This is a genomic window from Mycobacterium sp. 050134 (assembly GCF_036409085.1).
In the GTDB taxonomy this organism is placed as follows: domain Bacteria; phylum Actinomycetota; class Actinomycetes; order Mycobacteriales; family Mycobacteriaceae; genus Mycobacterium.
Genome location: NZ_JAZGLV010000005.1, coordinates 132,493 through 158,223, shown reverse-complemented (window position 1 = coordinate 158,223; position 25,731 = coordinate 132,493). Strand labels below are relative to the sequence as shown.

Genomic DNA, 25,731 nt, shown 5'->3' with positions numbered 1-25,731 from the left:
CTAGAACGCCCAGCTTCCCGCGCGCTGCAGCACGAACCCGTGCTCGCCGCTGGTGGCGTCCAGGCAGGCGACTAGGCCGTCAGCCCCCACGGCGCAGGTCACGTTCAGATACGACACCTTCTGGCCGGTGACCAGCGGTTTGCCGCCCGACGGCAGCGTCGCGGGGTTGCCGTCGCAGCCGCCGAACGACATCCGGCTCAACTGGTAGCCGGGCCCCTTAAAGTTGACCGCGCCCACCATGCAGTCGCCGGGTCTGGCCCGGGCGCCGCCGGAGATCGGCACGTCGTCCATGCCGGGCATGTCACCCGTGCACCGGATGTCCTGTGACGGCTGCGGCGCGGGCGCCGAGCCGCCGTAGAAGTCACACACCAGGCTGGGTGAGGCCGAGAAGCTCACCCGCGGCGACCCGCCCTGGGGCGGCGTCGTGACGTAGCCGTCCGCCGGTACGGCGGTGAATCCGTCGAGGCTGGGAAAGCCCGGCGGCGGTTGCGCAGCGGCGCGCGGCACGGGCATGAGCCCGGCCGCGAGCATGAGCCCGGCGAGCAGCCGCGTGGTCAGGACGACCGCACCCATCAGTCCCTCCTCCGCTCCCGCGGTGACGTCGGAATCCCGACGTGGTGATCGTCGGATCGTATTGGCCCACCGTCACCGGTCGTTAGCCCGTCCCCGGTGTGGCCTCCATCCACAGGCCCAGTGCGATCACAAAGCAGACGACCACCATCGCCAGCCCGAGCGCCGGCCACTTCCACATCAGTGTCCCGCGCAGCCCCGAGACGAGCGTTCCACCGGCCGCCAACAGCAGCGCGACCCCGACTCCGGCCACGATGACGAGCGCCCCCGTCCACGTGTTGCGCACGAAGTGGGAGACCTGGGCGCTGTCGCAGTTGTCGCTGCAAATCGGCGCCATCATCCATGCCGACCCCACCAGCGCCGGGACGAATGCCAGCGCGCTGGCCGTCAGCTGCCCCACGAACAGCAGCGTGGTCGCGACGATGTCGCCGGTTGACCGCTTCCGCGGCGGCGGCGCGACCCCGGGTTGGATCGACATGGCCGGCCGACGCCGCTACCGCACCTGGGCGCGCCCGCGTTGCAGCACGGCCTCGCGGTTGGCTGCGATGTCGTCGCCCGTCGTGCGGAATTGCCTGGCCGCCGTCGCCTCCAGCCAGAGCCCTCCGCTGGTCTGCGCGTCGTCGATCCGGTGGTAGGACGCCAGCAGGGCGCGCACGGCGTTCTGGTTGTTGCCGACAATCGACGCCGCGACTGTGCGGGCCGCGGCCAGCAGCTGGTCGTGCGGCACCACCTCGGTCACCAGCCCGGCGCGCAGGGCGTCGGGGGCCGACAGGTAGTCGCCGGTTAGGCTCATCCGCCGGGCCAGGCCGAGGCCGACCTTCTGCGGGAGCCGCACGCTCAGCCCCCAGGTGGGCAGCAGGCCCACCCGGGCGTGGGTGTCGGCGAACCGCGCCTGTTCCGAGGCGATGAGGATGTCGCAGTACAGCGCGAGCTCCAGCCCGCCGGTCACGGCCGCACCGTTGATCGCGCCGATCACCGGCTTGATCATCGGCGGCCACCGCGGCGAGATGTCCGGCAGCGCCGACTGCCCGCCCAGCTCCTTGAGATCGAGCCCCGCGCAGAACACCGGGTCGGACCCGGTGACGATGACGACGTCGACGTCGGCGTCGGTCTCGGCGTCGGTCAGGGCCCCGAAGAACTGATCGCGCAGTGCGGAGGACAGCGCGTTGCGGGACTGCGGCCGGTTGAGGGTCAGCGTGCGTACCCGCTCGTCGGTGTCGATCAGCAGGATGTCGTCGGTCATACGGCAACCGTAAAGGGTCGCCGCGGACCCGACTCGGATCGGCTGGCCCTTCGGGGCTCAGCCGGCAACTCAGCCGACCGTGCTCTCGAGCGCCGCGAGCCGCGATTCGAGTTCCGCGAGCCGGGTGCGCAGCGCTGTCTCCTCGTTTCGGCGCTCGCTCACCTCCCGCATTATCGCCGAGATCCCGACCACCCGGCCGTCATCCTGACGCAGCAGCGCGACGCTGAATTCGATCGACAGCCGGTGCCCATCCTGATGTGTCGCGGGCACGCTCAACAGCTTGTCGCCGTAGCGGGTGTGGCCGGTGGCCATCGTCTGGTGGTAACCATCCCAGTGCCGTTTGCGCAGCTTCTCCGGGATGATGATGTCCAGGTCTTGCCCGATCGCCTCCGCCGACGAGTAGCCGAACATGCGCTGCGCCCCGTGGTTCCACAACGTGATCACCCCTTGGGAGTCGCAGACCACCACTGCCTCGGGCGTCGCGCTCACCACTGCCTGGGCCAGCATTTCGTGGCTCATGTCGGCATCGGCAGTACCCCGTTCGGCGTGCGGTGCCGCCGGGCCGGTCGCTGCGCTGTTCATTGTCGTGCCTCCTCGTCGTGACGGTCCCGACCACGGGCGGGCCCCTAGGGCGGCGGGCGCCCCTCCCGACACGTAGACTACCGCATAATGCATACTGCATACCGTGTGCAAAGCACATGAGCGCTGGGGGTCCGGCGTCCGGCGGGCAAGGAGGAACGTGCGTGCTGTTACGACAACTCGAGTACTTCGTCGCGGTATCCAGGGAACGACACTTCGCGCGTGCGGCCGAAGCCTGCTACGTCTCACAGCCCGCCCTTTCGGCGTCCATCGCCAAGCTGGAGCGGGAACTCAACGTGACCTTGATCAACCGCGGGCGCAACTTCGAAGGCCTGACCATGGAGGGCGAAAGGCTTGTCCTGTGGGCCAAGCGAGTTCTCGCGGTGCACGACGGGCTGGTGGCGGAAGCCGCAGCCCTACGGTCCGGCATCTCGGGAGTGCTCCGGCTGGGAGCCGGGCCGACGGTGTCGACGACGCTGGCCCTGCCGATCGCTGCCTTCTGTTCCTTACACCCGCTCGCGCGGGTCAAGGTGTTATCCCACGTTCCGGCAACAGAATTAGCCCGCCAGCTACACCGCTTCGAGCTCGACGCCGCCATCGCCCACTTCGATGCGAGTGATCACGCCGGCTTGGAGCTGGTGCCGCTCTACGAGGAGCAATGTGTGCTGCTGGTCTCGGGGAAACAGCTCGTGGATTCGGCGGGAACCATCACGTGGTCGGAGGCGGCCGAATTGCCCCTCGTCCTGCTCGGCCCGGAAGTCGAGTTCCGCAAGTTCATCGACCAAGCTTTCGCGACGGCGGGCGCCGAGGTCGTGCCGCAGATCGAGACCGACTCGATGGCTTCGCTATACGCACACGTTGAGACGGGGGAGTGGGCGAGTGTGGTGCCGCACAACTGGTTTCGTGCCATGCGGATGACCGGCGCAATGCGGGGATTGCGTCTGGTCGAGCCCGACCAACGTGCGCCGATAGCAATCGCCGTCAATGGCTCGGCCCCTGGGTCGGCGGCGGCGAGGGCGTTCCTGAATGTGGCGGTCGGGGCGCCACTCGGCCGCGAACACGACAAGCTGGCGGGTGCCGATCCGGACGTTGCCGTCGATCTGGAGACGGCGGCGACGGCGGCGAGGGAATCCTTCGTGGCTTGAATGGCTCGCAATCGCGGTGCCTGTTGAGGCCGGACCGCCAAGGACCTTGATAACTCACGTTTATCTCGTGAGTGTCAACAAGTCTTGGACGCGGTCCTTGTTCGGGAGAAAAGTGAAGAGCAAGAGAGAAATTCGATCAGGCAGTTACTGCCGGAAAAGGAAGTCGTGATGACCGCCGCTACCGTCGAAGGTACCGAGGCCGAAGACGCCGGGGCTCTGACTGATGGCATCCACTTGGTGGTTGACGCGCTTCGGCTCAATGATGTGGACACCATCTACGGACTGGTCGGCATACCCATCACCGATCTGGCGCGCACCGCGCAGGCGGCGGGCATCCGCTACATCGGTTTCCGTCATGAGAGCTCCGCGGGGCACGCCGCGGCCGCGGCCGGGTTCCTGACGCAAAGGCCCGGAATCTGCCTGACGGTATCGGCGCCCGGATTCCTCAACGGCCTCGTGGCGCTGGCCAACGCGACCACCAACTGCTTTCCGATGGTTCAGATCTCGGGCTCGAGCGAACGTCACCTCGTGGATCTGCAGCGCGGCGACTACGAGGAAATGGATCAGCTCGCGGCGGCCAAGCCTTTCGTCAAGGCGGCGTACCGGGTGTCTCGGGCCGAGGACATCGGTCGTGGCGTGGCGCGCGCGATCCGGACCGCGGTGTCCGGGCGTCCCGGTGGGGTTTACCTCGACATTCCGGCGGCGGTGCTGGGTGAAGTCGTCGACTCCCGATCGGCCGCGAAGACACTGTGGCGCGTGGTCGACCCGGCTCCCAAGCAGCTGGCCGACGTCGAGTCGGTGGACAAGGCGATCGAATTGCTCGCCGCCGCGGAGCGGCCGCTGATCGTCTTGGGCAAGGGTGCCGCCTACGCGCAAGCCGATGAGCAGATCAAAGAGTTCGTGGAGAGCACCGGTATGCCGTACCTGCCGATGTCGATGGCGAAGGGCCTGCTGCCCGACGACCATCCGCAGTCGGCGGCCACGTCCCGGTCACTGGCCCTGCGCCGTGCGGATGTCGTGCTGCTGGTGGGTGCGCGACTGAACTGGCTTCTCGGACACGGTGATTCACCCCAGTGGAACCCCGAAGCCAAGTTCATTCAGATCGACATCGAGCCCAGCGAAATGGACAGCAATCAACCGATCGCGGTCCCCCTGGTCGGCGACATCGGCTCCGTGATGCAGGCGTTGGTCGAGCGGTCCAAGCTGGGACAGATCAGCACGCCGGCGCAGTGGCGCGAAGAGATCGTGCTCAGGGGCGCGCAAAACGTCGCCAAGATGGCGGACCGCCTGGCGGCGGCGCGCGTCGCGCACCCGATGAAGTTCCTCGGCGCGCTGCAGGCCATCCGGGATGTGCTGCAGGACAATCCGCGGGTGTGCCTGGTGAACGAGGGAGCAAACGCTCTTGACCTGACCCGCAACACGATCGGCATGCATCGGCCGCGCCGGCGGCTGGACAGCGGCACGTGGGGAGTGATGGGCATCGGGCTGGGATTCGCCATCGCGGCCGCCGTGGAGACCGGCGAGCCCGTCGTCGCAATCGAAGGTGACAGCGCTTTCGGTTTCAGCGGAATGGAATTGGAGACGATCTGCCGCTACAAGCTACCCATCGTCACCGTCATCCTCAACAATGGCGGCGTGTACCGCGGCGACGAAGCCTCGGGCTCGGAGGACCCGGCGCCGACCGCCTTGGCGGCGCATCACGAGTTCATGATCAAGGCCTTCGGCGGTTCGGGGTACCGCGCCGAGACGCCCGACGAGGTTGCCGACGCGCTGCGGGAGGCCCTGGCGTCCGGCCGGCCGGCGCTGATCGATTGCCTGATCGACCCGTCCGACGGAACGGAGAGCGGCAACATCGCCCACCTCAACCCGAAGGGCATAACCAACAAGGGCTGATCCGTCAGCAGCCGAGAGTTCAAAGAGATAACTGAAAAGCACGGCAAAGAAAGGAAATCTGTTATGGCCGAACTGCCGTTGTCCGGAATCAAGGTCATCGACTTCACCGGTGTCCAGGCGGGTCCAGCCTGCACCCAGATGCTCGCGTGGTTTGGGGCGGACGTCCTCAAGGTCGAGCGCACGACCGGTGGGGACGTGACGCGAAACCAGCTCCGCGACATACCGGACGTCGACGCGCTGTACTTCACGATGCTCAACAGCAACAAGCGTTCGCTGGCGATCAACACGAAGTCTCCCCAGGGCATCGAGGTCATGGAGAAGCTGATCCGCCAGGCCGACGTGCTGGTCGAAAACTTCGCGCCGGGCGCGATGGACCGGATGGGCCTGTCCTGGGACAAGTTGCAGTCGTGGAACCCGCGATTGATCTTCGGTTCGGTCAAGGGCTTCAATGACGACTCGTCGTGGAACGACCTCAAGGTCTACGAGAACGTCGCGCAGTGCGCCGGGGGCAACGCGTCGACCACGGGGTTCTGGGACGGCCCGCCCACCGTCAGCGGCGCCGCCCTCGGTGACTCCAACACCGGCATGCACCTGTTGATCGGCATCCTGACCGCACTGATCGCGCGGGAGAAGACCGGTAAGGGCCAAAAGGTGTCCGCCTCGATGCAGGACTCCGTGCTGAACCTGTGCCGGGTCAAGCTGCGCGACCAACAACGCCTCGAACGTGTCGGCTACCTCGAGGAGTATCCGCAGTACCCCAACGGCACTTTCGGCGACGCGGTGCCGCGGGGCGGCAATGCCGGCGGCGGCGGCCAGCCGGGCTGGGTGCTCAAGTGCAAGGGCTGGGAGTCCGACCCGAACGCCTACATCTATTTCACGATCCAGGAGCAGAACTGGGCGCGGACGGCGGAGGCGATCGGACGACCCGAGTGGGCCGAGGACCCGGGCTACAGCACCGCGCTCGCCCGCCAGGACAAAATCTTCGACATCTTCGCCGAGATCGAGAAGTGGCTGGCGGACAAGACGAAGTACGAGGCCGTCGACATCCTGCGTAAGTGGGAGGTCCCGTGTGCGCCGGTCTTCTCCATGAAGGAACTCGCCGCGGATCCGGACCTCCGCAAGAGTGGCACCGTGGTCGAGGTGGAGCAGAAGGGGCGTGGCACCTTCCTGACCGTCGGAAGCCCGATCAAGTTCTCCGCCTTCAAGCCCGAGATCAAGGGTGCGCCCCTGCTCGGCGAGCACACCGACGAGGTCTTGGCCGAACTGGGCTATGACCAGGACACCATCGCGAAGTGGCGCGAGAACGCCATCGTCGTCTGACCGGTCGTGCTGGGCGCTCGGGCGCCCCGAATCGCCGGGTCGCGGCGGGAATGGCCTCAGGGACGCTGTCCCTGGGGCCATTTCGTCGCTATCGACCGGTCCCCGCGAGCTCGGTGGGGCGCCGGACTCCGCGGTTACCGACACCAAGAAGCTGTTACCCGGTCGCGCTGTGCGACCGGGTAACAGCGTGGATGCGGGCGAGCGAGCCGGGCGCCGGGTCAGTCCGGCAGACGGCGGGCGGGATATCCCGGCCGCTGCAGCAGGCGCGGAACGATCGTGGCGCACAGGCAGATCAAGCCCATGGCCACGAAGGCGAGGTCCACGCGCCCGGCAGGAATCAACGTCGCCGGCAGGCCCACGCCGATCAGGCCGCCGAAGATCTTGGCGCTGTACACCAAGCCGAAATTGCCGATGGCGCAGCGCTCTCCGAAATAGTCGGCGACCAGGTTGATGAACAAGGAGTAGAACGCGCCACCCGTCAATCCGCTGAGCGCGGCAAAAGCGATCAATCCGAGCGCGGAGCCCGCCAAAGCCGAGCATGCGAGGCCCAACAGGGCCAGACCTTCGATTGCCAACGCCCAGCTTAGCGTTTGACGCCTGCCGAAGCGGTCCGAGAAGCGGCTGGCGATCCCGCGTCCGCCCCCGTTGACCAGAGCCAGCGTCCCGACGGCGATGGCGCCGACCGCCAGGGGCAAGCCGTGGCCGACGGCAATGCTCGGGATGTAGACCGTGGCCAGCAGTGCCGCGGCGGACGCCACCACCACCACGAGATAGGTCAGGAAGAAGGCCGGCGTCCGCGCCGCTTCACCCGGCCAGTAGTGCCGGATGGCCGGGGCGTTGCCCCGCAGGCTGGGGTTCAGGCGCTTGTCGACGACCCACAGTCGCGGGTCGACCTCGGCCGGCCACCAGTCCGACGGTGGGTCGCGAAAGAAGGCCCCACACGCCGTCACGACGACGAGCAGAACAAGACCTACCGTCCTGAGCACGGGCACCAGGTCGGCGGGGTGCAGGACGGAGGCGAAGGCGGCGACAAACGGGATCGCGCCGCAGCTGAACGCGCCCGACACCAGCGAGACCTTCTCACCGCGTTGCTCCGGATACCACCGCGCGACCGTGGACAGGCAGGTCGCGTAGACGATTCCGGCGCCGACACCCGATACCACCGAATAGCCCAGAACCGCGACATCGAAATTGCTGTTGCAGGACAGAACGATCGGGCCGACGGCGGACAGAACGGCGCCGGACATCATTGCGGTCGACGGGCCGGTCCGTGACCACCGGCGCAGCGCGGGTGTGCCTGCGGTGGCAGCCGCCTGAAAGAGCACCCACAGGGCCAGCACCCAGAAGGCACCGGCGCTAGCCGCTTGGTGCGGGGGCCGAACCGCGACGACCGCGATCCCGTAGCCATATTGGAGAACACTGATGGCCGCCATCGCCGTCCACGGCAGCCAGAGCATCCAACTCCGCGAGCGCGCCATGATGTCGTGCGGCCGTTCGCCGACCCGATAGATACGCCCGTACGCACGGATCCGTAGAACTGGACTTTCATCCCTGGGGGGCAGCATGGCGACTCCTCTGCATACAGTATGCAATGGTTCTACCCCTGTTGGTGGCATGTGTCCAGCGTTCTTTAAGGTGGCTCGCCGAGAATGGGACGTTGGGGGTGTGCGCCCTTACCGCAACGCGATTGGGGGAGCGGACGCGCCGTCGGGACTTTGCCGACGGCGCTGGGCCGGGCGTAACGCATCCGTGGCGGTCGATAGAAATGGTATTGCTCTGGACAATTGGAGAACTTTTGGTGACACTGGCCGTATACGGTATACAGTCTGCAGTACGCAACTTCTGGTCCAACCGGTCCAGCCCGATTCACTGCTTCGGAACCTTTTGCTGCGAAACGTCAGGTCCGGGGCAGGTCCAGGGACCCGGGTTATTGGTGGGCGCACAGGTCATCAGTCACCGAATGCCAACGGGCAGTACACCAATCACGACGCTGGACGCGAGTATCCCGTCCACGGCGACAACTCCTCGAAGGGGGAACTCATGGGTAAGGCTTTAGACGGCGTGCGCGTGCTCGATATGACCCATGTCCAGTCGGGCCCGTCGGCTACTCAAATGCTCGCGTGGCTGGGCGCCGATGTCGTCAAGCTGGAAACCCCTAACGGTGGAGACATCACCCGGGGCCAGCTGCGCGATCTGCCCGACGCGGACAGTCTGTATTTCACGATGCTGAACTGCAACAAACGCAGCGTCACCGTGAACATGAAAAGCGAACACGGCAAGGACATCTTCACCCGTCTGGTGCACGGGGCCGATGTCCTGGTGGAGAACTTCGGTCCTGGCGTCGTGGACCGGTTCGGCTTCAGCTGGGAGCGGCTGCACGAGATCAATCCGCGGTTGATCTACGCGTCCATCAAAGGCTTCGGGCCGGGCAAGTACTTCAATTTCAAGGCCTACGAGATCATCGCCCAAGCGATGGGCGGGGCGATGGCCACGACGGGTTTCGAAGACGGGCCGCCCACGGCCACGGGCGCGCAGATCGGAGACTCGGGGACGGGCATTCACCTGGTTGCCGCAATATTGGCGGCGCTGCTGCAGCGTAACAACACCGGGGTCGGGCAACGGGTCGAGGTCGCGATGCAGGCGGCGGTCCTCAACCTGTGTCGGGTGAAGTTGCGCGATCAGCAACGGCTTGCTCATGGCCCGCTGCGCGAATATCCCAACGAGCGCTTCGGTGACGAGGTGCCGAGAGCCGGCAACGCGTCGGGCGGAGGCCAGCCGGGCTGGGCCGTGCGCACCAAAGGCGGCGGTCCCAACGACTACATCTACGTCATCGTCCAGCCGGCCGGATGGGCGCCGCTCGCCCGTCTGATCGGGCGGCCCGACCTCGCCGAGCATCCGGACTGGGCCCGGCCGGAAGATCGGTTACCCAAGCTGGACAAGGTTTTCGCGCTGATCGAGGACTGGAGCCAGCGGCACACCAAATGGGAGGCCATGGAGCAGCTCAACGCACTCAACGTGCCGTGCGGCCCGGTGCTGAGCACCAAGGAATTGATCGAGGATCAGACACTGGCCGATCTGGGCGCGATCGTCACCGTCGAGCACCCCGAGCGGGGGGCATTCAAGACCGTGGGCAGTCCGCTTCGGCTTTCGGACTCACCCGTCGAGATCGTGCGTCCTCCCCTCCTGGGCGAGCACACGGAGGACATTTGCCTGGAGCTGGGCTATTCGCCAGAACAGTTGCAGCACTTCAGAAGCGCCGGGGCGATCTGAGCGCGCGGCGCTGAGATGGGCGTGGGACGCGGCTAAGAGACCGACTGGTTCGGCCGACATGGATGCGGTTGTCGCCGAAGGCCACGCGCGGCGCGGGGCAGCACCGAGACGGTTCCGGGCTGGACGGCCGTGGCTGCGCACGGCCAACCGGGGTCGTGGAGCGGGCGAAGTCACCGGCCGCGCACCGCCATAGGGCTTGCGGGGCAGCGACATTGCGCTCCGCGAAGCACACCGCAGCTCGACGGCGCCGCGTGGTTCGACGCGGGCAGCCCCCTCCTTGCCCATCTCCGAAAGTGAGTCAACGATGTCTTCAGCTCGCGCAACCTATCGCGAGGTTATCGATGCCAACGGTCGCGTTTATCGCATCGGTGAAACCGACCGCCAGCTGCTCGGCAGGTCCCGAGCGTCTATGGTGTGGCTGCCATGGATCGCCATGATGGCGGTGAGCGTCTTCGAGTACGGCTTCGGCGCGGCCGCCGATACCCTGCGGCACGCTCACGGCTGGACCCTGTCCCAGACGTTCTGGTTGCTGTCCGCGTGGGCGGTCTTCCAGGCCGCCGTCGCCTATCCCGCGGGCCGGCTGCGGGAAAAGGGGATCACATCGGCGCGGTCGACGATGCTGGCCGCCGCGGTGTTGTCGGCGCTGGGTTTCGTCACGGTGGCGCACAGCAGCAATCTCTTGGTGGCCTTCCTGGGATTCACGGTATGCGGCGGATGTGGCGTCGGCCTGGTGTACTCGACCGGGATCACCATCGTCGGCAAGTGGTATCCCGAGCGGCGAGGGGCAAAGACCGGATTCGTCTGTGGCGGGTTCGCCTACGGCGCGGTGCCCTTCATCTTCATCTTCAGTTATGCGCTGCACCCCAACACCTATGTATGGCTGCTCGACCTGGTGGGTGCCTTCATGCTCGTGGTGCTCGTCATCTGCGGCGCCAGTTTCCAGGACCCTCCGAAGAACTGGTGGCCGGCCGACGTCGACCCTTTGCAGCACGGAGCCGCCGGGGCCAGTGCGAGAAGTCTGCAGAAGAATCCCCCGGCGGTCCGCCAGTACGGTCCGGTCGAGGCGATCAAGACGGGCATGTTGCCGTTGATGTGGCTGTCGTTGGGGATCACAACCGGCGTATCGCTGTTCGGCATCAGCTACATGGTCCCGTTCGCCAAGCATCTGGGTTTCGGTGCCCTGATCGTGGCGTCGTCGGCGGGTGGCCTGTCGGTCATCAACGGCGTCGGCCGCGCCGTAACCGGGTTCGTCTCTGACCGGATCGGCCGCAAGCAGACGCTGCTGATGGTCCTGCTGGTGTCGGTAGTCGCGCTGATCGGTCTGCTTTACACCGGACTGGCCAAGAACCAGATAGGCTTTCTCTTCTTCGCCGTGCTGGTAGGGTTCGGCGGGGGCGCGTTCTACCCGCTGTTCGCGACGTTGACCACGGACTATTTCGGCGAGAACAACAACGCCAGCAACTACGGCATCGTCTACAGCTCCAAGCTGGTTGGCTCGATCCTGGGAATCGGCGTGGGCGCCAGCGTGATTGATGCGTGGGGCTACACGGGCGCGTATTGGCTGGCCGCGGCCAGCGCGCTGCTATCCGCGATCACGGCGGCCTTGCTACGCCAGCCGGGTCGGGACGGGAAGGTCCCAGCCACCGAATCCGTCGATCACGCAACGCCTTCGGCGCCGTCGGCGGCTTCCTGACGCCGCTTGTGGTAGATCTCGCGGGTGCGCTCGGTGTGCCGGCGCATCAAGTCGCCGGCACGTTTTCCGCTGCGCCCGGAAATGGCCTCGATGAGCTCGGAGTGCTCGTCCCAGGCGTCCTTGCCGCGGGTCAGCGCGATGGGCTGGTAATACCACCGAACGCGGCGGCCGACCTGGGCGATGAGGCCCGCCAGCACGCTGTTGGCCGACATGGCGACGATGGCGGAGTGAAAGGCATCGTTGGCGGCGACAAGGCCCTCCTTGTCGCCGCCAACGAGCGCCTTCTCCCCGGCCCGGTGCAGCTCCCAAAGCTGTTGCACCTGGGGCGGCTTGGCCGCGCGGGCGGCCAACCTGGCCGACTCGGCCTCCAGCAGGGTGCGCACGGCCAGTAGCTCGTCGGCTTCGGCATCAGTGGGTACGTGCACGAACGCGCCCAGTGCGGGGCGAAGGTCGACCCACCCCTCGCTTTGCAGGCGTTGCAACGCCTCCCGAATGGGCTGGCGACTCACGCCCAGTTGAGTCGCCAAGTCGTTCTCCACCAAGTGTTGGCCCGGCCGCAGCTCACGAGTGATGATCAGCTCCATCAGCGCCTCGTAGGCGGCCTCCCGCAGCGGTGCCGGACGCTCCAGCCTCATCCGCGACCCAGCCTGTCCCGGTACGCCGGTGGTGACCATGAAGTTCTTCCTCGCTCCCGTCGCGGTTCGTTCAGCTAACGCAGTCAAGCGGCGTACTTAGCATACAGTCCACAACATGCAATTCGGCGCTGCGGCGCTGTGAGTTCGGTGGAATTTGCCGAGGATGCATTCCACCCTAACGGTCCCGGCGGTGGGGCAAAGAAAAAAGGTTGGCGAGCAGACCGGAAAGATCTGCTCGCCAACCCAAAGAGCCGGCCGCCCGGCGAAATGCCGCCTAGGCCGCCCCGGAGGTCGCCTTGGCGGTGTACGACCGCGCCCCCACACCGGCTAGCGCGCCGCCGTCGACGATGAGGTACTCGTCGCGGATCGGCTTTCCGCCGAAGTAGCACTCGAGAATCTCCCGCGTGCCGGCCGCGTACCTGGCCTGTGCCGACAGTGTGGAACCGGAGATGTGCGGGGTCATCCCGTGGTGGGGCATGGTGCGCCACGGGTGGTCGGCCGGTGCCGGCTGCGGGTACCACACGTCCCCGGCATAACCAGCCAACTGACCGGTCTCCAACGCGCGCACGATGGCACCCTCGTCGCAAATCAGCGCCCGGGCCGTATTGATCAGGTACGCACCGCGTTTCATCGTGGCCAGCAGCTCATCGTCGAACAGCCCACGGGTCTCCGGGTGCAGGGGAGCGTTGATCGTCACCACGTCGAGGTGCGGCACCATGTCCTGCACGCTGGGGTGGTAGGTCAGGTTCAGCTCGCGTTCGACCTCGGCGGGCAGCCGGTGTTTGTCGGTGTAGTGCAGGTGCACGTCGAAGGGCGCCAGGCGGCGCAGCACCGCAAGCCCGATCCGGCCGGCGGCGACGGTGCCGACGTGCATTCCTTCGAGGTCGTAGGAGCGCTGCACGCAGTCGGCGACGTTCCAACCGCCGTCGACGACCCAACGGTAGGACGGCAGGTAATTGCGGACCTGCGACAAGATCATCATGACCACGTGCTCGGCGACACTGATGCTGTTGCAGAACGTGACCTCGGCGACCGTGATGCCGTGGTCGATCGCCGCGTCCAGGTCGACGTGGTCCGAGCCGATGCCCGCAGTCAGCGCCAACTTGAGCCTGGGGGCCCGTGCGATCCGCTCGGCGGTCAGGTAGGCCGGCCAAAATGGCTGGGAAATAACCACTTCCGCGTCCGCCAGATGCCGGTCGAACTCCGAATTCGCGCCTTCCTTGTCGGAGGTCACCACCAACTCGTGGCCGAGGCCCTCGAGGTACTTGCGAAGGCCGAGTTCACCGGAGACGCTGCCGAGCAGCGCACCCGGGGTGAAATCGATCGCCGAAGGCGTCGGCAGGGTTTGTCCGTCCGGGTAGCGTTCCAGGAGGGGCAGGCCGTCGCGCGGGAAGTCGGAGGGGTATCCGGTTACCGGGTCGTCGTAGAGGACGCACACCACTTTTGCCATAGATCTCGATTCCTTTCTTGCGCCGATGTCGGCTCTTTCCCTGCCGCCGCGCTGGTGCGACGGTCAAGTGCGTGTGATCGGCGGCCTTTCACGGACCCCGGTCATTGGCCCCGGTTCACAGAACCTTCAGTTCCTCGGTGATCTCGGCGACGGACGCCTTCGCGTCGCCGAACAGCATCGAGGTCTTCTCGTTGAAATAGAGCTCGTTCTCGATGCCGGCGAACCCCGGATTCATCGACCGTTTGAGCACGATGACCGACTTGGCCTGGTCGACATCGAGGATGGGCATGCCGTAGATCGGCGAGGCCGGGTTCGACCGCGCCGCCGGGTTTGTCACGTCGTTGGCGCCGATGACCAGGGCGACGTCGGTGCGGCCGAACTCGCCGTTGATTTCGTCCATCTCTTTGAGGTGCTCATAAGGCACATCCGCCTCGGCGAGCAGGACGTTCATGTGCCCGGGCATGCGGCCTGCGACCGGATGGATGGCGTGGCGCACCTCGACCCCGCGTTCCTCCAGCAGGCCCGCCATCTCGCGCACCGCGTGCTGGGCTTGCGCCACGGCCATGCCATATCCCGGCACGATGATCACCTGGCTGGCATAGCCCATCTGCAGCGCCGCGTCGGCCGCGCTGGTCTGGCGCACCGTCTGGTCGGTGGCCGCGCCGGCCGCCGCGGCGGCCGCGCCGGTGCCGCCGAATCCGCCTGCGACGATCGCGGGGATCGAGCGGTTCATCGCCTTCGCCATCAGGTTTGTCAGGATGGTTCCCGACGCCCCGACGATCATTCCGGCGACGATCATCGCGGTGTTGTCCAGGCCCAGTCCGGTTGCTGCCGCGGACAATCCGGTCAGCGCGTTGAGCAGCGAGATCACCACCGGCATGTCGGCCCCGCCGATGGGGAGGACCGCCATGACGCCCAGCGCGGCGGCGAACACCAGCAAGCCGACGAACAGCAGGGGTTCTCGTTGCCCCATCCCGACGGCGACGGCGCATCCGGCGGTGGCGAGCAGCAGCGCCAGGTTGAGTGGCTGCTGAGCCCGCCCGAGCCCAATCGGGCTGCCGGGCAACACCTCCTGGAGCTTTCCGAATGCGACCAGCGATCCCCAGAACGACACCGAGCCGACGATGGCCGCGAACAACGAAGCGGTCGTCACATAGACCGGGGCCTGGGCGTAACCGTGACTGTCGCGGAATTCGACCCACGAGACCAAGGCCACCGCGCCACCGCCGACGCCGTTGAACAGCGCAACCATCTGGGGCATCGCGGTCATCTTGACCCGGCGCGCCGCGGGCACGCCGACCACCGCCCCGAGGAGCAGCCCCAGCGCGATCAACAGCCAATTGCTCGTGCCCGGAGTCATGAGGGTGGCGACGATCGCGATCACCATTCCGACGCCGGCGATGAGATTGCCGCGGGCGGCGGTACGGGGTCCGGTCAAACCCGTCAGGCCGAGGATGAACAGTGCGAAAGCGACGATGTAGAGAACCGCGATGATGTCAATCACGTGCCGACACCACCTTTCCGGCCGCAGCGTTGGGCTTCTTCTTGAACATGCTGAGCATGCGGTCGGTCACCAGGAAGCCACCGACGACGTTGATCGCGCCGAAGGCGATAGCGATCACCAGCAATACCCGGTCGAACGTGTCCGTCGCCGACTGGCCCAGGAGCACCAGGCCGGCAAGCAGGACGATGCCGTGAATTGCGTTGGTACCGGACATGAGTGGGGTATGCAGCGTGTTGGGCACCTTCGAGATCACCGAGAAGCCGACGAAGCCGGCCAGGGTGATGATCGCGAGGTTCGCGATGAGGGTCATCGGATCTCCGTCAGTTGGTTGTCGGATTTGGTGACGCAGCAAGCGCCCAGAATCTCGTCGGACAAATCTGGCGCCGCCGCACCGTCGAGCATGTGCTCCAGCAGGGCCTGGACGTTGCGCGCGTAGAGCTCGCTGGCGTGTTCGGGCATGCTTGCCGGCAGGTTCAGCGGTGCGGTGATCGTCACGTCATGTCGCCGCACGGTCTCGCCGGGCACCGTGAGTTCGCAGTTGCCGCCCGCCTCGCCGGCGAGGTCGACGACGACGCTGCCGCGGCGCATCCGGCTGACGGCCTCGGCGGTGACCAGAGTGGGGGCGGGGCGCCCCGGCACCAGGGCGGTCGTGATGACGACGTCGAAACCCGGGATCGCCTCGGTCAACCGGTGCTGCTGCTCAACCTGTTCCGCCGGCGTCAAGGCGCGGGCGTACCCGCCCTCACCTGCCGCAGCGATACCGAGTTCGAGCCACTTGGCGCCCAACGACCGGACTTGCTCGGCAACCTCGGGCCGGACGTCGAATCCCGTGGTGCGCGCCCCGAGCCGCTTTGCGGTGGCCAGCGCCTGAAGCCCGGCAACGCCGACGCCGAGCACCAGTACCGACGCGGGCTTCACGGTCCCGGCGGCCGTGGTCATCATCGGAAAGAATCGGGTGGAGCACTCCGCGGCGCACAGCACCGCCTTGTAGCCGGCGACGTTGGCCTGGGAGGAAAGCGCGTCCATCGTCTGGGCCCGGGATATCCGGGGCACCGCCTCCATCGCGAAGCCGGTGACGCCGGCTTCGCGGAGCCGCTCACCGACCTCGGGCTGGGTGCGTGGGGCGAGAAAACCGATCAGGCGCGCACCCCGCTTCATCCGGCTGATCTCCGCGTCGGTCGGCGGGTTGACCTTGACTACGACATCGGCCGCCCAGGGATCGCCGATCACGGCTCCGGCGCTCTGATAGTCCTCGTCGCGGATCAAAGCTCCCTGCCCGGCGCCTGCCTCGACGGTGAGATGGTGGCCTGCGGCGCGTAAGCGTTCGACCACGCCGGGTACCAGGGCGACTCGACTTTCGCCGCCGGCGATTTCGCGAGGCACTCCGATCTCAGACATATCCCTCATCCCTGAATTGGCGCCGGAAGCAACTACTGACGTGGTCCGGCTTGGTGACAGCCTCGGCGAGGCGCAAGGCGCGCTGGTTACGATATACACATCGCATACTGTATGCAATACTGACGCCGCGGCCCCTTCACCGGGCGAGTGAGTGCATACGTGACGCGAGAGGAAGGCTAGATGAAGATTGCAGTCGTTGGTGCAGGGGCCATCGGCGCCTACTGGGGAGCGGCGCTGCACCGCGGGGGCGCCGAGGTCCACCTGATCGCGCGGAACGACAATCTGCGGGCGATGAGGGAGAGCGGCGTGCGGGTGCTCAGCCCCCGCGGCGACTTCGTTGCGCATCCCAACGCGACGGACTCCCCGGCCGAGATCGGGCCGGTCGACTACATCTTCCTCGGACTCAAGGCGCACAGCTATCCGACGTGCGGTCCGCTGATCGACCCCCTGCTGGGCCCCCACACCGCGATTGTGGCCGCGCAGAACGGGATTCCCTGGTGGTACTTCCACAGGCTGTCGGGGCCGTACGAAGGTCACCGGATCGAGGCCGTGGATCCCGGCGGCATCACCAGCGCCGTCCTGCCTCCCGAGCGCGCGATCGGTTGCGTGGTGTATCCCGCGACGGTTCTCGAGGCTCCCGGTGTGGTCCGCCACCTCGAGGGCACCCGCTTCTCCATCGGCGAGCCCTCGGGGGAGCCGTCCTGGCGGTGTCGGGCGTTGAGCGAGGCAATGATCGCCGGCGGACTGAAGTGCCCGGTGGAAACCGATCTGCGCAACGACATCTGGATCAAGCTCATGGGCAACGTGGCGTTCAACCCGCTCAGCGCATTGACCAGGGCGACCATGGTGCAGATGTGCCAGGACCCGAACACGCGGCGCGTGGTGATACAGCTGATGGAGGAGACGCTCGATGTCGCCGCCAGGCTGGGCTGCACACCGGACATCTCGATCGAGAAGCGTTTGCGTGGCGCCGAAAACGTCGGTCATCACAAGACCTCGATGCTCCAGGATCTCGAAGCCGGCAAGGAGCTCGAGCTCGACGCGATCGTCTCCGCAGTGGTGGAGCTCGCCGACCTGACGGGGGCCGTCGCCTCGACCCTTCGCACGGTCCACGCCGCCACGGCCCTCCTCGCCGACACCAGTGGAGTGGCCCCGTCGCGCCATAGCGCGATTTCGCTACCAGAACCTCAAGCCGCCTTGGGCTGAGGGAGTAGGGACGTAAAGGGAGTAAGGGAAAGGACACCTGGGATGCGCACCACGAAGATCGTCTGCACGCTGGGACCCGCCACCGCGACGGCTCCGCGCCTGGCCGAGCTGATCGACGCCGGAATGGACATCGCACGCCTGAACTTCAGTCACGGGACGCACGCCGAACACCTGGCCTTCTACGACTTGGTCCGCCAGATCGCCGCTCGGCGCGGACGGCCCGTCCAAGTCCTCGCGGACCTGCAGGGGCCGAAGATCCGGTTGGGACGGTTCGCCAACGGGCCGGTGGTCTGGAGCGCCGGCGAGAAGGTCGCGATCACCACCGACGCCTGCCCGGGTGACCACGATCGGGTGTCGACGACCTATGGCGGCCTGGCATCGGATGTGAAAACCGGAGACCGCCTACTGGTCGACGACGGTCGGATCGACCTGGCGGTGGTGGAAATCCGCGGTGCCGACATCGGCTGCGAGGTGGTCCACGGCGGACCCGTCAGCGACAACAAGGGCATTTCGCTACCCGGAGTCGCCGTCAGCGCGCCGACACTGTCCGACAAGGACGTCGAGGATCTGAAGTTTGCTCTGCACCTCGGGGTGGACATGGTCGCGATGTCGTTCGTGCGCGCACCGGAAGAGGCGGGCCTTGCCCACACCATCATGGCGGAGGTCGGCAGGCGCGTGCCCGTGATCGCCAAACTGGAGAAGCCGGAGGCGGTTTCGCGTCTGCCCGAAATCGTCTCGGCTTTCGACGGACTGATGGTGGCTCGTGGCGACCTCGGTGTCGAGATGCCACTGGAACAGATTCCGCTCGTCCAGAAGCGAGTCATCAGGCTGTGCCGTGATGCCGGCAAGCCGGTCATCGTCGCGACCCACATGCTCGATTCCATGGTGACCGATCGGCGTCCGACGCGAGCCGAGGTCTCCGACGTGGCCAACGCCGTGCTCGACGGTGCCGATGCGGTGATGCTGTCGGCTGAGACCAGCGTGGGGGCCTATCCGGCGCATGCCGTGACCACCATGGCGCGCATCGTCGAGGAAGCGGAGGCCGCAATTCACCGGGGGGAGCCGCCGTACTGGACCGGGGCGCAGGCCGCTCACCGCGACTTTCTCACCGGCGCCGTGCTGGCCACCGCCCGGCTGGTGCGGCGGCGGCTGCGGGCGGTTGCGGTGCGGTACGCCATCGCGGGCGGCGCTGCAGCGGTGGGTATGTCGGTCCAGCGCGGGCCACGGCGTCGCCGCCGAGCGGCCCGCGCACTGCGCGGCGCGGGGCGTACGATCTGATGCATACAGTATTCATAGGACCGGTCCCGCCGTCTCCCCCGTGCGCGACCGCCTTCCCGATGTGAAAGAGGCGTGTCGCCGTGGCCACCCTGCTGGTGCACCATCCGATTTTTGCCGAACACCGGACCGCGCCGGGCCACCCGGAGCGGCCCGATCGGTATCGCGTGGTGGATGCCGCGCTCGCCCAGCCGCCGTTCGACACACTCGCGCGCGAACGAGCTGAGCTCGCCCAGCTCGTTACGACCCGCTACGTGCATTCGAACCGTTACGTCGACGAGCTCGAAGCGGCGCGTCCGGCGGACGGGTACGTGTACTTGGATGGCGGCGACACCATGATGGAACCGTCGACGTGGGAGGTAGTCCTGCGTGGGGTCGGCGGCACCCTGCAGGCGATCGACCGGGTCGTGACCGGGCAGGTACAGAACGCTTTCGTGGCGTGCCGGCCGCCAGGGCACCACGCCGAGACCGAGCGAGCCATGGGTTTCTGCCTGTTCAACAACATCGCCATCGGCGCGCGTCACGCGCAGCAGGAGCACGGGATCACCCGAGTCGCGATCGTCGATTTCGACGTGCACCACGGAAACGGCACCCAGGAAATCTTCTACTCGGACCGGGACGTGCTTTATGCGTCTACCCACCAGCGGCCGCTCTTTCCCGGCACGGGCGCCGTGGGGGAGACGGGGGTCGGCAACGTCTTCAACGCGCCGCTCAGGGCGGGCGACGCCGGGGACGAGCTGCGCGAAGCCTTCGAGCAACGCATCCTTCCGGCGCTCGATGCGTTCTCGCCGGAGCTGATCCTCGTTTCCGCCGGGTTCGATGCGCACGAGCGCGACCCGCTCGGCTCGTTGATGATGACCGCGCACGACTTTGGCTGGGTCACCCGTGCCTTACTGGAAGCGGCCGAAAAGCATTGCGGTGGAAGGCTGGTTGCTGTTCTGGAGGGTGGTTACGACCTTCGTGGGCTGGCGGATTCCGTCGTCGCCCACGTCGGCGAGCTGCTCAAGGGCTAGCGTCGTGAGTCGTTAATAGTGCACCAGCATCTTCGGCGGTGCATCCCGCTGTGAACACGTCGAACGTGGGGGAAAAGTACACATTGCCAACACTTTTCCTCCATAGGGCCCACGCTCGGAAACAGGAGCGAAGGCTGCACCCGAACCAATGACTCATGGCACTAGCGGTGGGCTGGCGGGGGTGGGCGCCCTGAGTTCATGTCCGATGACGCATCCGACGCCGGGAACAGGATGGCGGGCCTGGCTCAGCCGCAGAAACCGGCCGTCGACCGCGTACTGACCGATGGCGTAGACCTCGATGTGCTCGTCCGGACCGTCAATTGGCTCGAGCGCGAGGACAAGTCGGGTGGCGTAGCGGTTCCAGAACCGGAATTCTTCCAGGGTGAACACGTCCCCGCGCGCCACGGTCGAGCGTGCCATCCCGGCGAGGCCGGTGAACTCGCCTCGAGAATAGGTTTTGCCATTGTCTCGATGCTCGTAGTCCTCGGCGAAGAAGTCGTGCATCACGTCGCTCACCGGGCGGTGTTTGACGAAAAGCAATTCGCGAACTGCGTCAGCGAATGATGGTCTGATCAACACATCTCCTCCGGTCACCGATCCGGATGGGGTGCTCCCCGGAACACGATTCCTCGGCTAGTGAGTCCCCAACCTACCTGTCACATTGCCCTTGTGCGCCGCCGTTGTATGACGAATCATGAACCAGCTCATAACTCATTTGGATGGCGCAACTGTTGACGTACCCGTGGCGCACGTGCGGTGGCGGGGTGTCAACCTCCCAGCGGTGACCGCGGGATGAGCGAGGTCCGCGCGCCGACCCGGTGGGCCGTGCCCTTGGATTCGTGCCCCACCATGCCGCCCATCGGCGGGTGGGCTGGGTGGGCCGCCGCGCCGTGATTGCCCGCATCGCTTGAATTCGAGGAGAGCGCATGGGCCCACCCCGGCGGTACCGACAGTGTTCCCAGCGCGGACGCCTGACCGAGGCCGGCCGAGGTCTGGCCGTCCCATCCCATCGACCACGGGTCGGCCAGTCCGTCCAACCCGGTTAAGCCGTCCAGCGAGCCTAGGGCACCGAGGTCGGCGGGGACCGCCTCCTCGACGTCGAGCAGCGAATCGCCGCCGACCAACTCCAGGCCCGAACCGGCAAGGTCGAGGGCGAACCCGCTGATGTCGGAGCTCAACCCAAAGCCATCGGTGCCGAATCCCAGTGCACTGCTGCCGACTTCGGGCGCCGTGGTGTCCGCGACGTCCAGCACGCCGGCCGCCGCGGCCGATGCCAGCCGCGAGGCGACCTGCATCCCCGCGTGTGCGCTGGTCTTGACCGATTGTCCGGAGATGTCGGCCAGTCGGGACAGCGACGTGGTGGAGGAGGAAATCCCGGTCGACAGCAGTGGAGCTCCGGTCCCGATCGCCGTCGACGCGCCGCCGCCGGCACCGGGGCCGGCGAGTCCCTGCAGCGTTGCCGCTGCCGAGCCCAGCGCCTTCGCCAACCCACCCGCTGACCCGCCCTGCGTCGGGCCGTTGGCCGCGACGGCCCCCGGGTGGGGAGCGCCGGGTGGTGGAGCAAAGGATGAAATATCCGATGCGCGAGCCGAATTGGCAGCATACCCATACATGGCGGTCGCATCCTGCGCCCACATCTCGCCGTATTCGGCTTCGGCGGCCATGATTGCCGGCGTGTTCTGCCCGACCAGGTTGGTCGCGACCAACGCCGCGAGCCGAACGCGATTGGCGACGATCACCGGTGGCGGCACCGTCATCGCGTGGGCCGCCTCGTAGGCGCCGGCCGCGGCGGTGGCTTTGGCGGCCATCTCCTCACATTGCGCGGCGGTGGCCCGAATCCATCTGACGTATGGCTGGACGGCCGCCGTCATCGCGGCCGCCGAAGGCCCCCGCCACGATTCGCCGACCAATTCGGCGACCGCCGCTTCGCATCCGCCGGCCGCGGCGTTCATCTCGGCGCCCAATTGCTCCCACCACGCGGACGCGGCCAACATGGTCGCCGACCCCGGGCCCGAGTACATCCGACCGGAATTCACCTCGGGTGGCAGCGCCCCAAAATCCATTTGTTCCTCGTCTCACGTCGTCGTGCCGAGCGTCGCTGATGGGAGAGCGCCGAGGGAACCGATGCGGGTCTCGGCTACTGTATACAGTATTCAGGATCGGCAAACGCGCCCAAGTGCTCCGTCCGGACACATATGAAACTCATATTTCTTCCCAACCGTTGGGGTGCGCCGGGAGTTCAAGCCCTCCGGTGGTCGCGGCACGCCTATCGTTGGGGGCATGTGCCGGAACATCACCGAGCTGCGCGGTCTCCAGCCGCCCGCGACGCCCGACGAGATCGCGGCGGCGGCGCGCCAGTACGTCCGTAAAGTCAGTGGGATCACGCACCCGTCAGCGGCGAACGCCGAGGCGTTCGAGGACGCCGTTGCCGAGGTCACCGCGACGACCACCCGCTTGCTGGCGGCCCTGGCCCCGCGCCGTCAGCCGCCGAAGACGGTCCCACCGTTGCGCCGCACCGAGGTGGTTGCCCGGCTCTCCCGGGGCGCCAAATGACGCTCACCGCAACAGTCCCCGCGCTCAAGGAATGGAGCGCCGCCGTGCGGGCGCTGCTCGATGGCCGGCAGCGGGTGCTGCTGCGCAAGGGCGGCATCGGCGAGAAGCGGTTCGAAGTGGCCGCGAACGAGTTCCTGCTGTTTCCGACCGTCGCCCACAGCCACGCGGAACGCGTCCGCCCCGAGCACCGTGAGTTGCTTGTCCCGGCGGCGGCCGACTGCACCGACGATCACCTGGTGGTGCGGGCCAGCGCGAAAGTCGTTGCGGCCATTCCCGTTAACCGGCCAGAGGCGCTGGAGGCGATCGCGGACCTGCACATCTGGACGGCCGAGTCGGTGCGGGAGGACCGGCTGGACTTCCGGCCCAAGCATAAGCTGGCCGTCCTGGTGGTGTCGGCGACGCCGCTCCTGGAGCCGGTGCGCGTGACCCGCGCGCCGGAGTACGGGGGCTGCAAGAGTTGGGTCGAACTGCCGCTGCGGCCAGCGCTGGGGGCGCCGGTGCACGACGAGGCGGTGTTAGCCGGACTCGCCGCCCGGGTCCGCCGCGCGGTCGGCTGACAGGTCGGCCGGGCCCACCGGCAGCAGCAGCCGCGATCGGCCGTAGCTCACCGAGTGGGTGGCCGGTTGGGCCTGCCGGCCCGTGAGGACCGGCTCTCCGGTGCCGAGATTTCGGGCGTAACGGGGGAACCAGCCGCCGGCGATCAGCAGGCGGATGCGCGCCCCGGCGCGGAAGCGGTGGGCTATGCCGTCGAGTTCCAGCCGCACGATCCCGGTCGGGTCACCGAGCCGCCGGTAGCCTTCGCTGACATTGCGTGATCGGCCCTTGGCGTCGACCTCGCTGACCCGTACGAACAGGTCGACATGGGGATTGTCGGAGCTGTGGGCTAATTCGACGACCGGGCTGCCGTAGACGCACAGGTCCCGGGTCAGGGTCGCGCTGGTGAAGGCCAGCACGTCGCCGCGCGAGGCGAGCCGGCTATCGTCGTGATAACCGCCGTTCGGGGACAGCAACGGGCCGCCGATGGTGGGTGTCGGGTCGGCCGGGTCGTAACGGAAGGTGGCCGGCGCCAGCGCTTTCAACGCCGTCGGCGGGATCTCGTCGAGGTAGCGGCCGGGTCGGAGGTACAGCGCGTGCTCGGTGGTGACGGGAGGCCAGTCGGGCACGGTGCGCCACCCCTGGGCGGTGACGTATACGCGGACCCGGCCGCGCCGGTGCAGTGCCGCCTCGCCCAGGTGCGCGTCCAGCCAATCCAGGGATTCGCGGGCGCTGGTGCCCAGCGCCTTGGTGAGCAACTGGGTGTGCGTCCAGGGGCCAACCGTGAGCGCGGCGTCGACGCCCCGGCGGCGCAGGTGCGCGTACTGCTGCAGGGTCTGCCCCAGGAAGAGGTCCTGCCAGCCGCCCACCAGCAGGACGGGCACCCGCACGCGGTCCAGGGCCTCGTTGAACCGCAACGCATCCCAGAACGGGTCGGCGGTGTCGGGGTGCTCGAGCCACGACTCGAACCATGGCGCCCCCTGACCGAGTAACGCCCGCGCCGCGTCGCCCAGCGGCAGTTCCCGGGCGACCCGCTGGACCGCGCGGCGCGACTGCAGCTGGCGCAGCGCGACGCGGATCCGCACCGGGTCCTCCTGGTGGGCCATCATGTCGCTCCAACCCAGGAAGTCATTGACGGTGAACGCGCCGGTGCCCCAGGTGGAGGCGCTGAAGTCGTGCGGGCCGGCGGTGATAACCGCCGCGGCGAGCTCCGGCGGCGGGTCGCTGAGCAACGCCCACTGCGTGAAGCCGAGGTATGACACTCCGATCGTGGCGAACCGCCCGGTGAACCAGGTTTGTTCGCGGAGCCAGACCACGGTGTCGGCGGCGTCGGTGGCCTCGTTGACCATGGGCTCGAAGGTCCCGCCGGACCCGAAGGTGCCCCGCACGCTCTGCAGGACGACGTGGTAGCCGCGGGCCGCGTACAGCCGGGCGAACACCAACGAGAACGGGAACGCGCGACCGTAGGGGCCCCGCACCAGCACCGTCCCGGTCGGGTCGGGGGTGAGCGGCGCGTAGTGGTCGGCGACCAGGTGAATCCCGTCGCGCATCGGGACGTGTACGCGGTGGACGGTGTAGTTGCAGGTGGCCGGCCGCAACCCCAGCAGCCGGCCGAGCGTCTTGCCGCCGAACTGCTTCACCGGGCTCATCTCCGGCCGCGCGGGCCGGGCTGACGTCGTACTCACGCAGCCCAGGTTAGGACGGCGCCGCCCCTTAGAACTTGTAATAGGGCGCGAGGTCGTTGGCGCGTTGCAGGTTGGTGGACATGCACTCGACCTCGGGGTTGGAGTACACGGTCGAGAAATACAGCGCCTGCTGAAGCACCCCGTAACTGGTCTTGAAGGCGACCATGCAGGAGTAGAACCAGTAGCTGTTGTGGTAGGTGGGCTTCATCACCCAGTACTGGGCGGCCCGATGGCCCTGGATCGTCGTCTCGACGGCGTCCGCGGGCAGGCTCGCGTCATAGGTCCGCCAGATGATGGGCTCGACGGCCATCTGGTAGTTACCCGCGTCCAGGTGGCAGCGCAGCCCGTCCTCGTGCTCGGGCGGGGTGAACGCCAGCCCGAGCCGCTGCAGCGTGTCGAACGAGATGTCCTCGCACGCGTCGAACGGGCGCGGGTCGGTGGTGGCCACGATGGGGCTCTTCATGGTGGTTTCGATCGGCTCTGAGGTCGACCGCAATTCGACGGGCCCGGGCCCACCCGGTGCGGGCGCCGCGCTCTGCCATCCGACGGCCCCCCCGACGACAGTGGTGACCAGCGCACCCAGCGCCCCGATCAGTCGAACTCTGGCGGACATCGACATCTCCCTACCCCACCCGGTCACGCCTTGGTCGTCCCTTGCCGGGAGTGTACAAGTCACGTGCGCGCCGTCACAGGGAAACCTGAACTTGTTCCAACGGGCCGCCCTGCCGGGACCCCAGTGGACGCCGAAACCCACCGTCCCACGCG

Annotated in this window: 24 protein-coding genes; 10 read left to right on the top strand and 14 right to left on the bottom strand. The window is 67.3% G+C overall.

What is annotated here, in order from left to right:
• The 4 genes from SKC42_RS07915 to SKC42_RS07900 all read right to left on the bottom strand — a co-directional run bounded on the left by SKC42_RS07915 (position 1) and on the right by SKC42_RS07900 (position 2,395).
• Positions 1–573, bottom strand: a complete 573-nt coding sequence (locus SKC42_RS07915; RefSeq protein WP_330963750.1) for a hypothetical protein — start codon at positions 571–573, stop codon at positions 1–3.
• An 82-nt stretch (positions 574–655) separates the two neighbouring features.
• Positions 656–1,048, bottom strand: a complete 393-nt coding sequence (locus SKC42_RS07910; protein ID WP_330963749.1) for a hypothetical protein — start codon at positions 1,046–1,048, stop codon at positions 656–658.
• A gap of 15 nt (positions 1,049–1,063) precedes the next feature.
• Positions 1,064–1,813, bottom strand: a complete 750-nt coding sequence (locus SKC42_RS07905; RefSeq protein ID WP_330963748.1) for an enoyl-CoA hydratase — start codon at positions 1,811–1,813, stop codon at positions 1,064–1,066.
• A gap of 69 nt (positions 1,814–1,882) precedes the next feature.
• Complete coding sequence (locus SKC42_RS07900; RefSeq protein WP_330963747.1) at positions 1,883–2,395, bottom strand: PAS domain-containing protein; 513 nt, start codon at positions 2,393–2,395, stop codon at positions 1,883–1,885.
• A 161-nt stretch (positions 2,396–2,556) separates the two neighbouring features.
• Between SKC42_RS07900 and SKC42_RS07895 the strand changes: the two genes are divergently transcribed.
• The 3 genes from SKC42_RS07895 to frc (SKC42_RS07885) all read left to right on the top strand — a co-directional run bounded on the left by SKC42_RS07895 (position 2,557) and on the right by frc (SKC42_RS07885) (position 6,750).
• Complete coding sequence (locus SKC42_RS07895; protein ID WP_330963746.1) at positions 2,557–3,537, top strand: LysR family transcriptional regulator; 981 nt, start codon at positions 2,557–2,559, stop codon at positions 3,535–3,537.
• A gap of 168 nt (positions 3,538–3,705) precedes the next feature.
• Entirely contained in the window at positions 3,706–5,430 is a 1,725-nt protein-coding gene (gene oxc, locus SKC42_RS07890) for an oxalyl-CoA decarboxylase (RefSeq protein WP_330963745.1), read from the top strand.
• A gap of 63 nt (positions 5,431–5,493) precedes the next feature.
• Entirely contained in the window at positions 5,494–6,750 is a 1,257-nt protein-coding gene (gene frc / locus SKC42_RS07885) for a formyl-CoA transferase (RefSeq protein ID WP_330963744.1), read from the top strand.
• A 218-nt stretch (positions 6,751–6,968) separates the two neighbouring features.
• On the opposite strand, the gene SKC42_RS07880 is transcribed toward frc (SKC42_RS07885), so the two are convergent.
• A complete protein-coding gene (locus tag SKC42_RS07880; RefSeq protein ID WP_330963743.1) occupies positions 6,969–8,315 on the bottom strand; it encodes an OFA family MFS transporter in 1,347 nt (448 codons plus the stop codon).
• A gap of 475 nt (positions 8,316–8,790) precedes the next feature.
• On the opposite strand from SKC42_RS07880, the gene frc (SKC42_RS07875) reads away from it, so the two are divergent.
• On the top strand, positions 8,791–10,020 hold the full coding sequence (gene frc / locus SKC42_RS07875) for a formyl-CoA transferase (protein ID WP_330963742.1): 1,230 nt from the start codon (positions 8,791–8,793) through the stop codon (positions 10,018–10,020).
• A 409-nt stretch (positions 10,021–10,429) separates the two neighbouring features.
• The gene (locus SKC42_RS07870) at positions 10,430–11,713 is read left to right on the top strand and encodes an OFA family MFS transporter (protein ID WP_330963741.1); all 1,284 of its coding nucleotides are present in this window, start codon (positions 10,430–10,432) and stop codon (positions 11,711–11,713) included.
• Here the strand turns inward: SKC42_RS07870 and SKC42_RS07865 are convergent.
• From SKC42_RS07865 to SKC42_RS07845, 5 genes are all read right to left on the bottom strand, one after another.
• Entirely contained in the window at positions 11,677–12,387 is a 711-nt protein-coding gene (locus SKC42_RS07865; RefSeq protein WP_330963740.1) for a GntR family transcriptional regulator, read from the bottom strand. The genes SKC42_RS07870 and SKC42_RS07865 overlap by 37 nt on opposite strands.
• Positions 12,388–12,622: 235 nt before the next feature.
• Complete coding sequence (locus SKC42_RS07860; RefSeq protein ID WP_330963739.1) at positions 12,623–13,798, bottom strand: NAD-dependent formate dehydrogenase; 1,176 nt, start codon at positions 13,796–13,798, stop codon at positions 12,623–12,625.
• Positions 13,799–13,913: 115 nt separating this feature from the next.
• Positions 13,914–15,302, bottom strand: coding sequence for an NAD(P)(+) transhydrogenase (Re/Si-specific) subunit beta (locus SKC42_RS07855; RefSeq protein WP_330963738.1), 1,389 nt, complete (start codon positions 15,300–15,302; stop codon positions 13,914–13,916).
• Entirely contained in the window at positions 15,295–15,612 is a 318-nt protein-coding gene (locus SKC42_RS07850; RefSeq protein WP_330963737.1) for an NAD(P) transhydrogenase subunit alpha, read from the bottom strand. Before SKC42_RS07850 ends, SKC42_RS07855 begins: the two co-directional genes overlap by 8 nt.
• On the bottom strand, positions 15,609–16,700 hold the full coding sequence (locus SKC42_RS07845; protein ID WP_330963736.1) for a Re/Si-specific NAD(P)(+) transhydrogenase subunit alpha: 1,092 nt from the start codon (positions 16,698–16,700) through the stop codon (positions 15,609–15,611). The genes SKC42_RS07850 and SKC42_RS07845 overlap by 4 nt, the downstream gene beginning before the upstream one ends.
• Before the next feature lie 180 nt (positions 16,701–16,880).
• On the opposite strand from SKC42_RS07845, the gene SKC42_RS07840 reads away from it, so the two are divergent.
• The 3 genes from SKC42_RS07840 (at position 16,881) to SKC42_RS07830 (ending at position 20,194) form a co-directional block, all read left to right on the top strand.
• Complete coding sequence (locus tag SKC42_RS07840) at positions 16,881–17,906, top strand: 2-dehydropantoate 2-reductase (RefSeq protein ID WP_330963735.1); 1,026 nt, start codon at positions 16,881–16,883, stop codon at positions 17,904–17,906.
• Between the two features lie 42 nt (positions 17,907–17,948).
• Positions 17,949–19,184 (top strand): pyruvate kinase, encoded by a 1,236-nt coding sequence (gene pyk / locus SKC42_RS07835; protein ID WP_330963734.1) that lies wholly within the window; start codon positions 17,949–17,951, stop codon positions 19,182–19,184.
• Between the two features lie 80 nt (positions 19,185–19,264).
• Entirely contained in the window at positions 19,265–20,194 is a 930-nt protein-coding gene (locus SKC42_RS07830; protein ID WP_330963733.1) for a histone deacetylase family protein, read from the top strand.
• A gap of 153 nt (positions 20,195–20,347) precedes the next feature.
• On the opposite strand, the gene SKC42_RS07825 is transcribed toward SKC42_RS07830, so the two are convergent.
• Complete coding sequence (locus tag SKC42_RS07825) at positions 20,348–20,710, bottom strand: hypothetical protein (protein WP_330963732.1); 363 nt, start codon at positions 20,708–20,710, stop codon at positions 20,348–20,350.
• A gap of 251 nt (positions 20,711–20,961) precedes the next feature.
• Positions 20,962–22,257, bottom strand: a complete 1,296-nt coding sequence (locus tag SKC42_RS07820) for a PPE family protein (protein WP_330963731.1) — start codon at positions 22,255–22,257, stop codon at positions 20,962–20,964.
• A 217-nt stretch (positions 22,258–22,474) separates the two neighbouring features.
• Between SKC42_RS07820 and SKC42_RS07815 the strand changes: the two genes are divergently transcribed.
• Together SKC42_RS07815 and SKC42_RS07810 are read left to right on the top strand one after the other, a co-directional pair.
• A complete protein-coding gene (locus SKC42_RS07815; protein WP_330963730.1) occupies positions 22,475–22,747 on the top strand; it encodes a DUF2277 domain-containing protein in 273 nt (90 codons plus the stop codon).
• Positions 22,744–23,304, top strand: a complete 561-nt coding sequence (locus SKC42_RS07810; protein WP_330963729.1) for a DUF1802 family protein — start codon at positions 22,744–22,746, stop codon at positions 23,302–23,304. Before SKC42_RS07815 ends, SKC42_RS07810 begins: the two co-directional genes overlap by 4 nt.
• Here the strand turns inward: SKC42_RS07810 and SKC42_RS07805 are convergent.
• Complete coding sequence (locus tag SKC42_RS07805) at positions 23,263–24,966, bottom strand: CocE/NonD family hydrolase (RefSeq protein ID WP_330963728.1); 1,704 nt, start codon at positions 24,964–24,966, stop codon at positions 23,263–23,265. The genes SKC42_RS07810 and SKC42_RS07805 overlap by 42 nt on opposite strands.
• Before the next feature lie 28 nt (positions 24,967–24,994).
• Positions 24,995–25,579 carry a DUF3558 domain-containing protein gene (locus SKC42_RS07800; protein ID WP_330963727.1) on the bottom strand — a complete coding sequence of 195 codons (585 nt, stop codon included), beginning with the start codon at positions 25,577–25,579 and terminating at the stop codon, positions 24,995–24,997.
• Positions 25,580–25,731 lie beyond the last annotated feature (152 nt).

Coding starts and splice junctions, on each gene's coding strand:
- SKC42_RS07915 (WP_330963750.1), bottom strand. CDS start 573: ATGGGTGCGGTCGTCCTGACCACGCGGCTGCTCGCCGGGCTCATGCTC.
- SKC42_RS07910 (WP_330963749.1), bottom strand. CDS start 1,048: ATGTCGATCCAACCCGGGGTCGCGCCGCCGCCGCGGAAGCGGTCAACC.
- SKC42_RS07905 (WP_330963748.1), bottom strand. CDS start 1,813: ATGACCGACGACATCCTGCTGATCGACACCGACGAGCGGGTACGCACG.
- SKC42_RS07900 (WP_330963747.1), bottom strand. CDS start 2,395: ATGAACAGCGCAGCGACCGGCCCGGCGGCACCGCACGCCGAACGGGGT.
- oxc (WP_330963745.1), top strand. CDS start 3,706: ATGACCGCCGCTACCGTCGAAGGTACCGAGGCCGAAGACGCCGGGGCT.
- frc (WP_330963744.1), top strand. CDS start 5,494: ATGGCCGAACTGCCGTTGTCCGGAATCAAGGTCATCGACTTCACCGGT.
- SKC42_RS07880 (WP_330963743.1), bottom strand. CDS start 8,315: ATGCTGCCCCCCAGGGATGAAAGTCCAGTTCTACGGATCCGTGCGTAC.
- frc (WP_330963742.1), top strand. CDS start 8,791: ATGGGTAAGGCTTTAGACGGCGTGCGCGTGCTCGATATGACCCATGTC.
- SKC42_RS07870 (WP_330963741.1), top strand. CDS start 10,430: ATGGTGTGGCTGCCATGGATCGCCATGATGGCGGTGAGCGTCTTCGAG.
- SKC42_RS07865 (WP_330963740.1), bottom strand. CDS start 12,387: ATGGTCACCACCGGCGTACCGGGACAGGCTGGGTCGCGGATGAGGCTG.
- SKC42_RS07860 (WP_330963739.1), bottom strand. CDS start 13,798: ATGGCAAAAGTGGTGTGCGTCCTCTACGACGACCCGGTAACCGGATAC.
- SKC42_RS07850 (WP_330963737.1), bottom strand. CDS start 15,612: ATGACCCTCATCGCGAACCTCGCGATCATCACCCTGGCCGGCTTCGTC.
- SKC42_RS07845 (WP_330963736.1), bottom strand. CDS start 16,700: ATGTCTGAGATCGGAGTGCCTCGCGAAATCGCCGGCGGCGAAAGTCGA.
- SKC42_RS07840 (WP_330963735.1), top strand. CDS start 16,881: ATGAAGATTGCAGTCGTTGGTGCAGGGGCCATCGGCGCCTACTGGGGA.
- pyk (WP_330963734.1), top strand. CDS start 17,949: ATGCGCACCACGAAGATCGTCTGCACGCTGGGACCCGCCACCGCGACG.
- SKC42_RS07820 (WP_330963731.1), bottom strand. CDS start 22,257: ATGGATTTTGGGGCGCTGCCACCCGAGGTGAATTCCGGTCGGATGTAC.
- SKC42_RS07815 (WP_330963730.1), top strand. CDS start 22,475: ATGTGCCGGAACATCACCGAGCTGCGCGGTCTCCAGCCGCCCGCGACG.
- SKC42_RS07810 (WP_330963729.1), top strand. CDS start 22,744: ATGACGCTCACCGCAACAGTCCCCGCGCTCAAGGAATGGAGCGCCGCC.
- SKC42_RS07800 (WP_330963727.1), bottom strand. CDS start 25,579: ATGTCCGCCAGAGTTCGACTGATCGGGGCGCTGGGTGCGCTGGTCACC.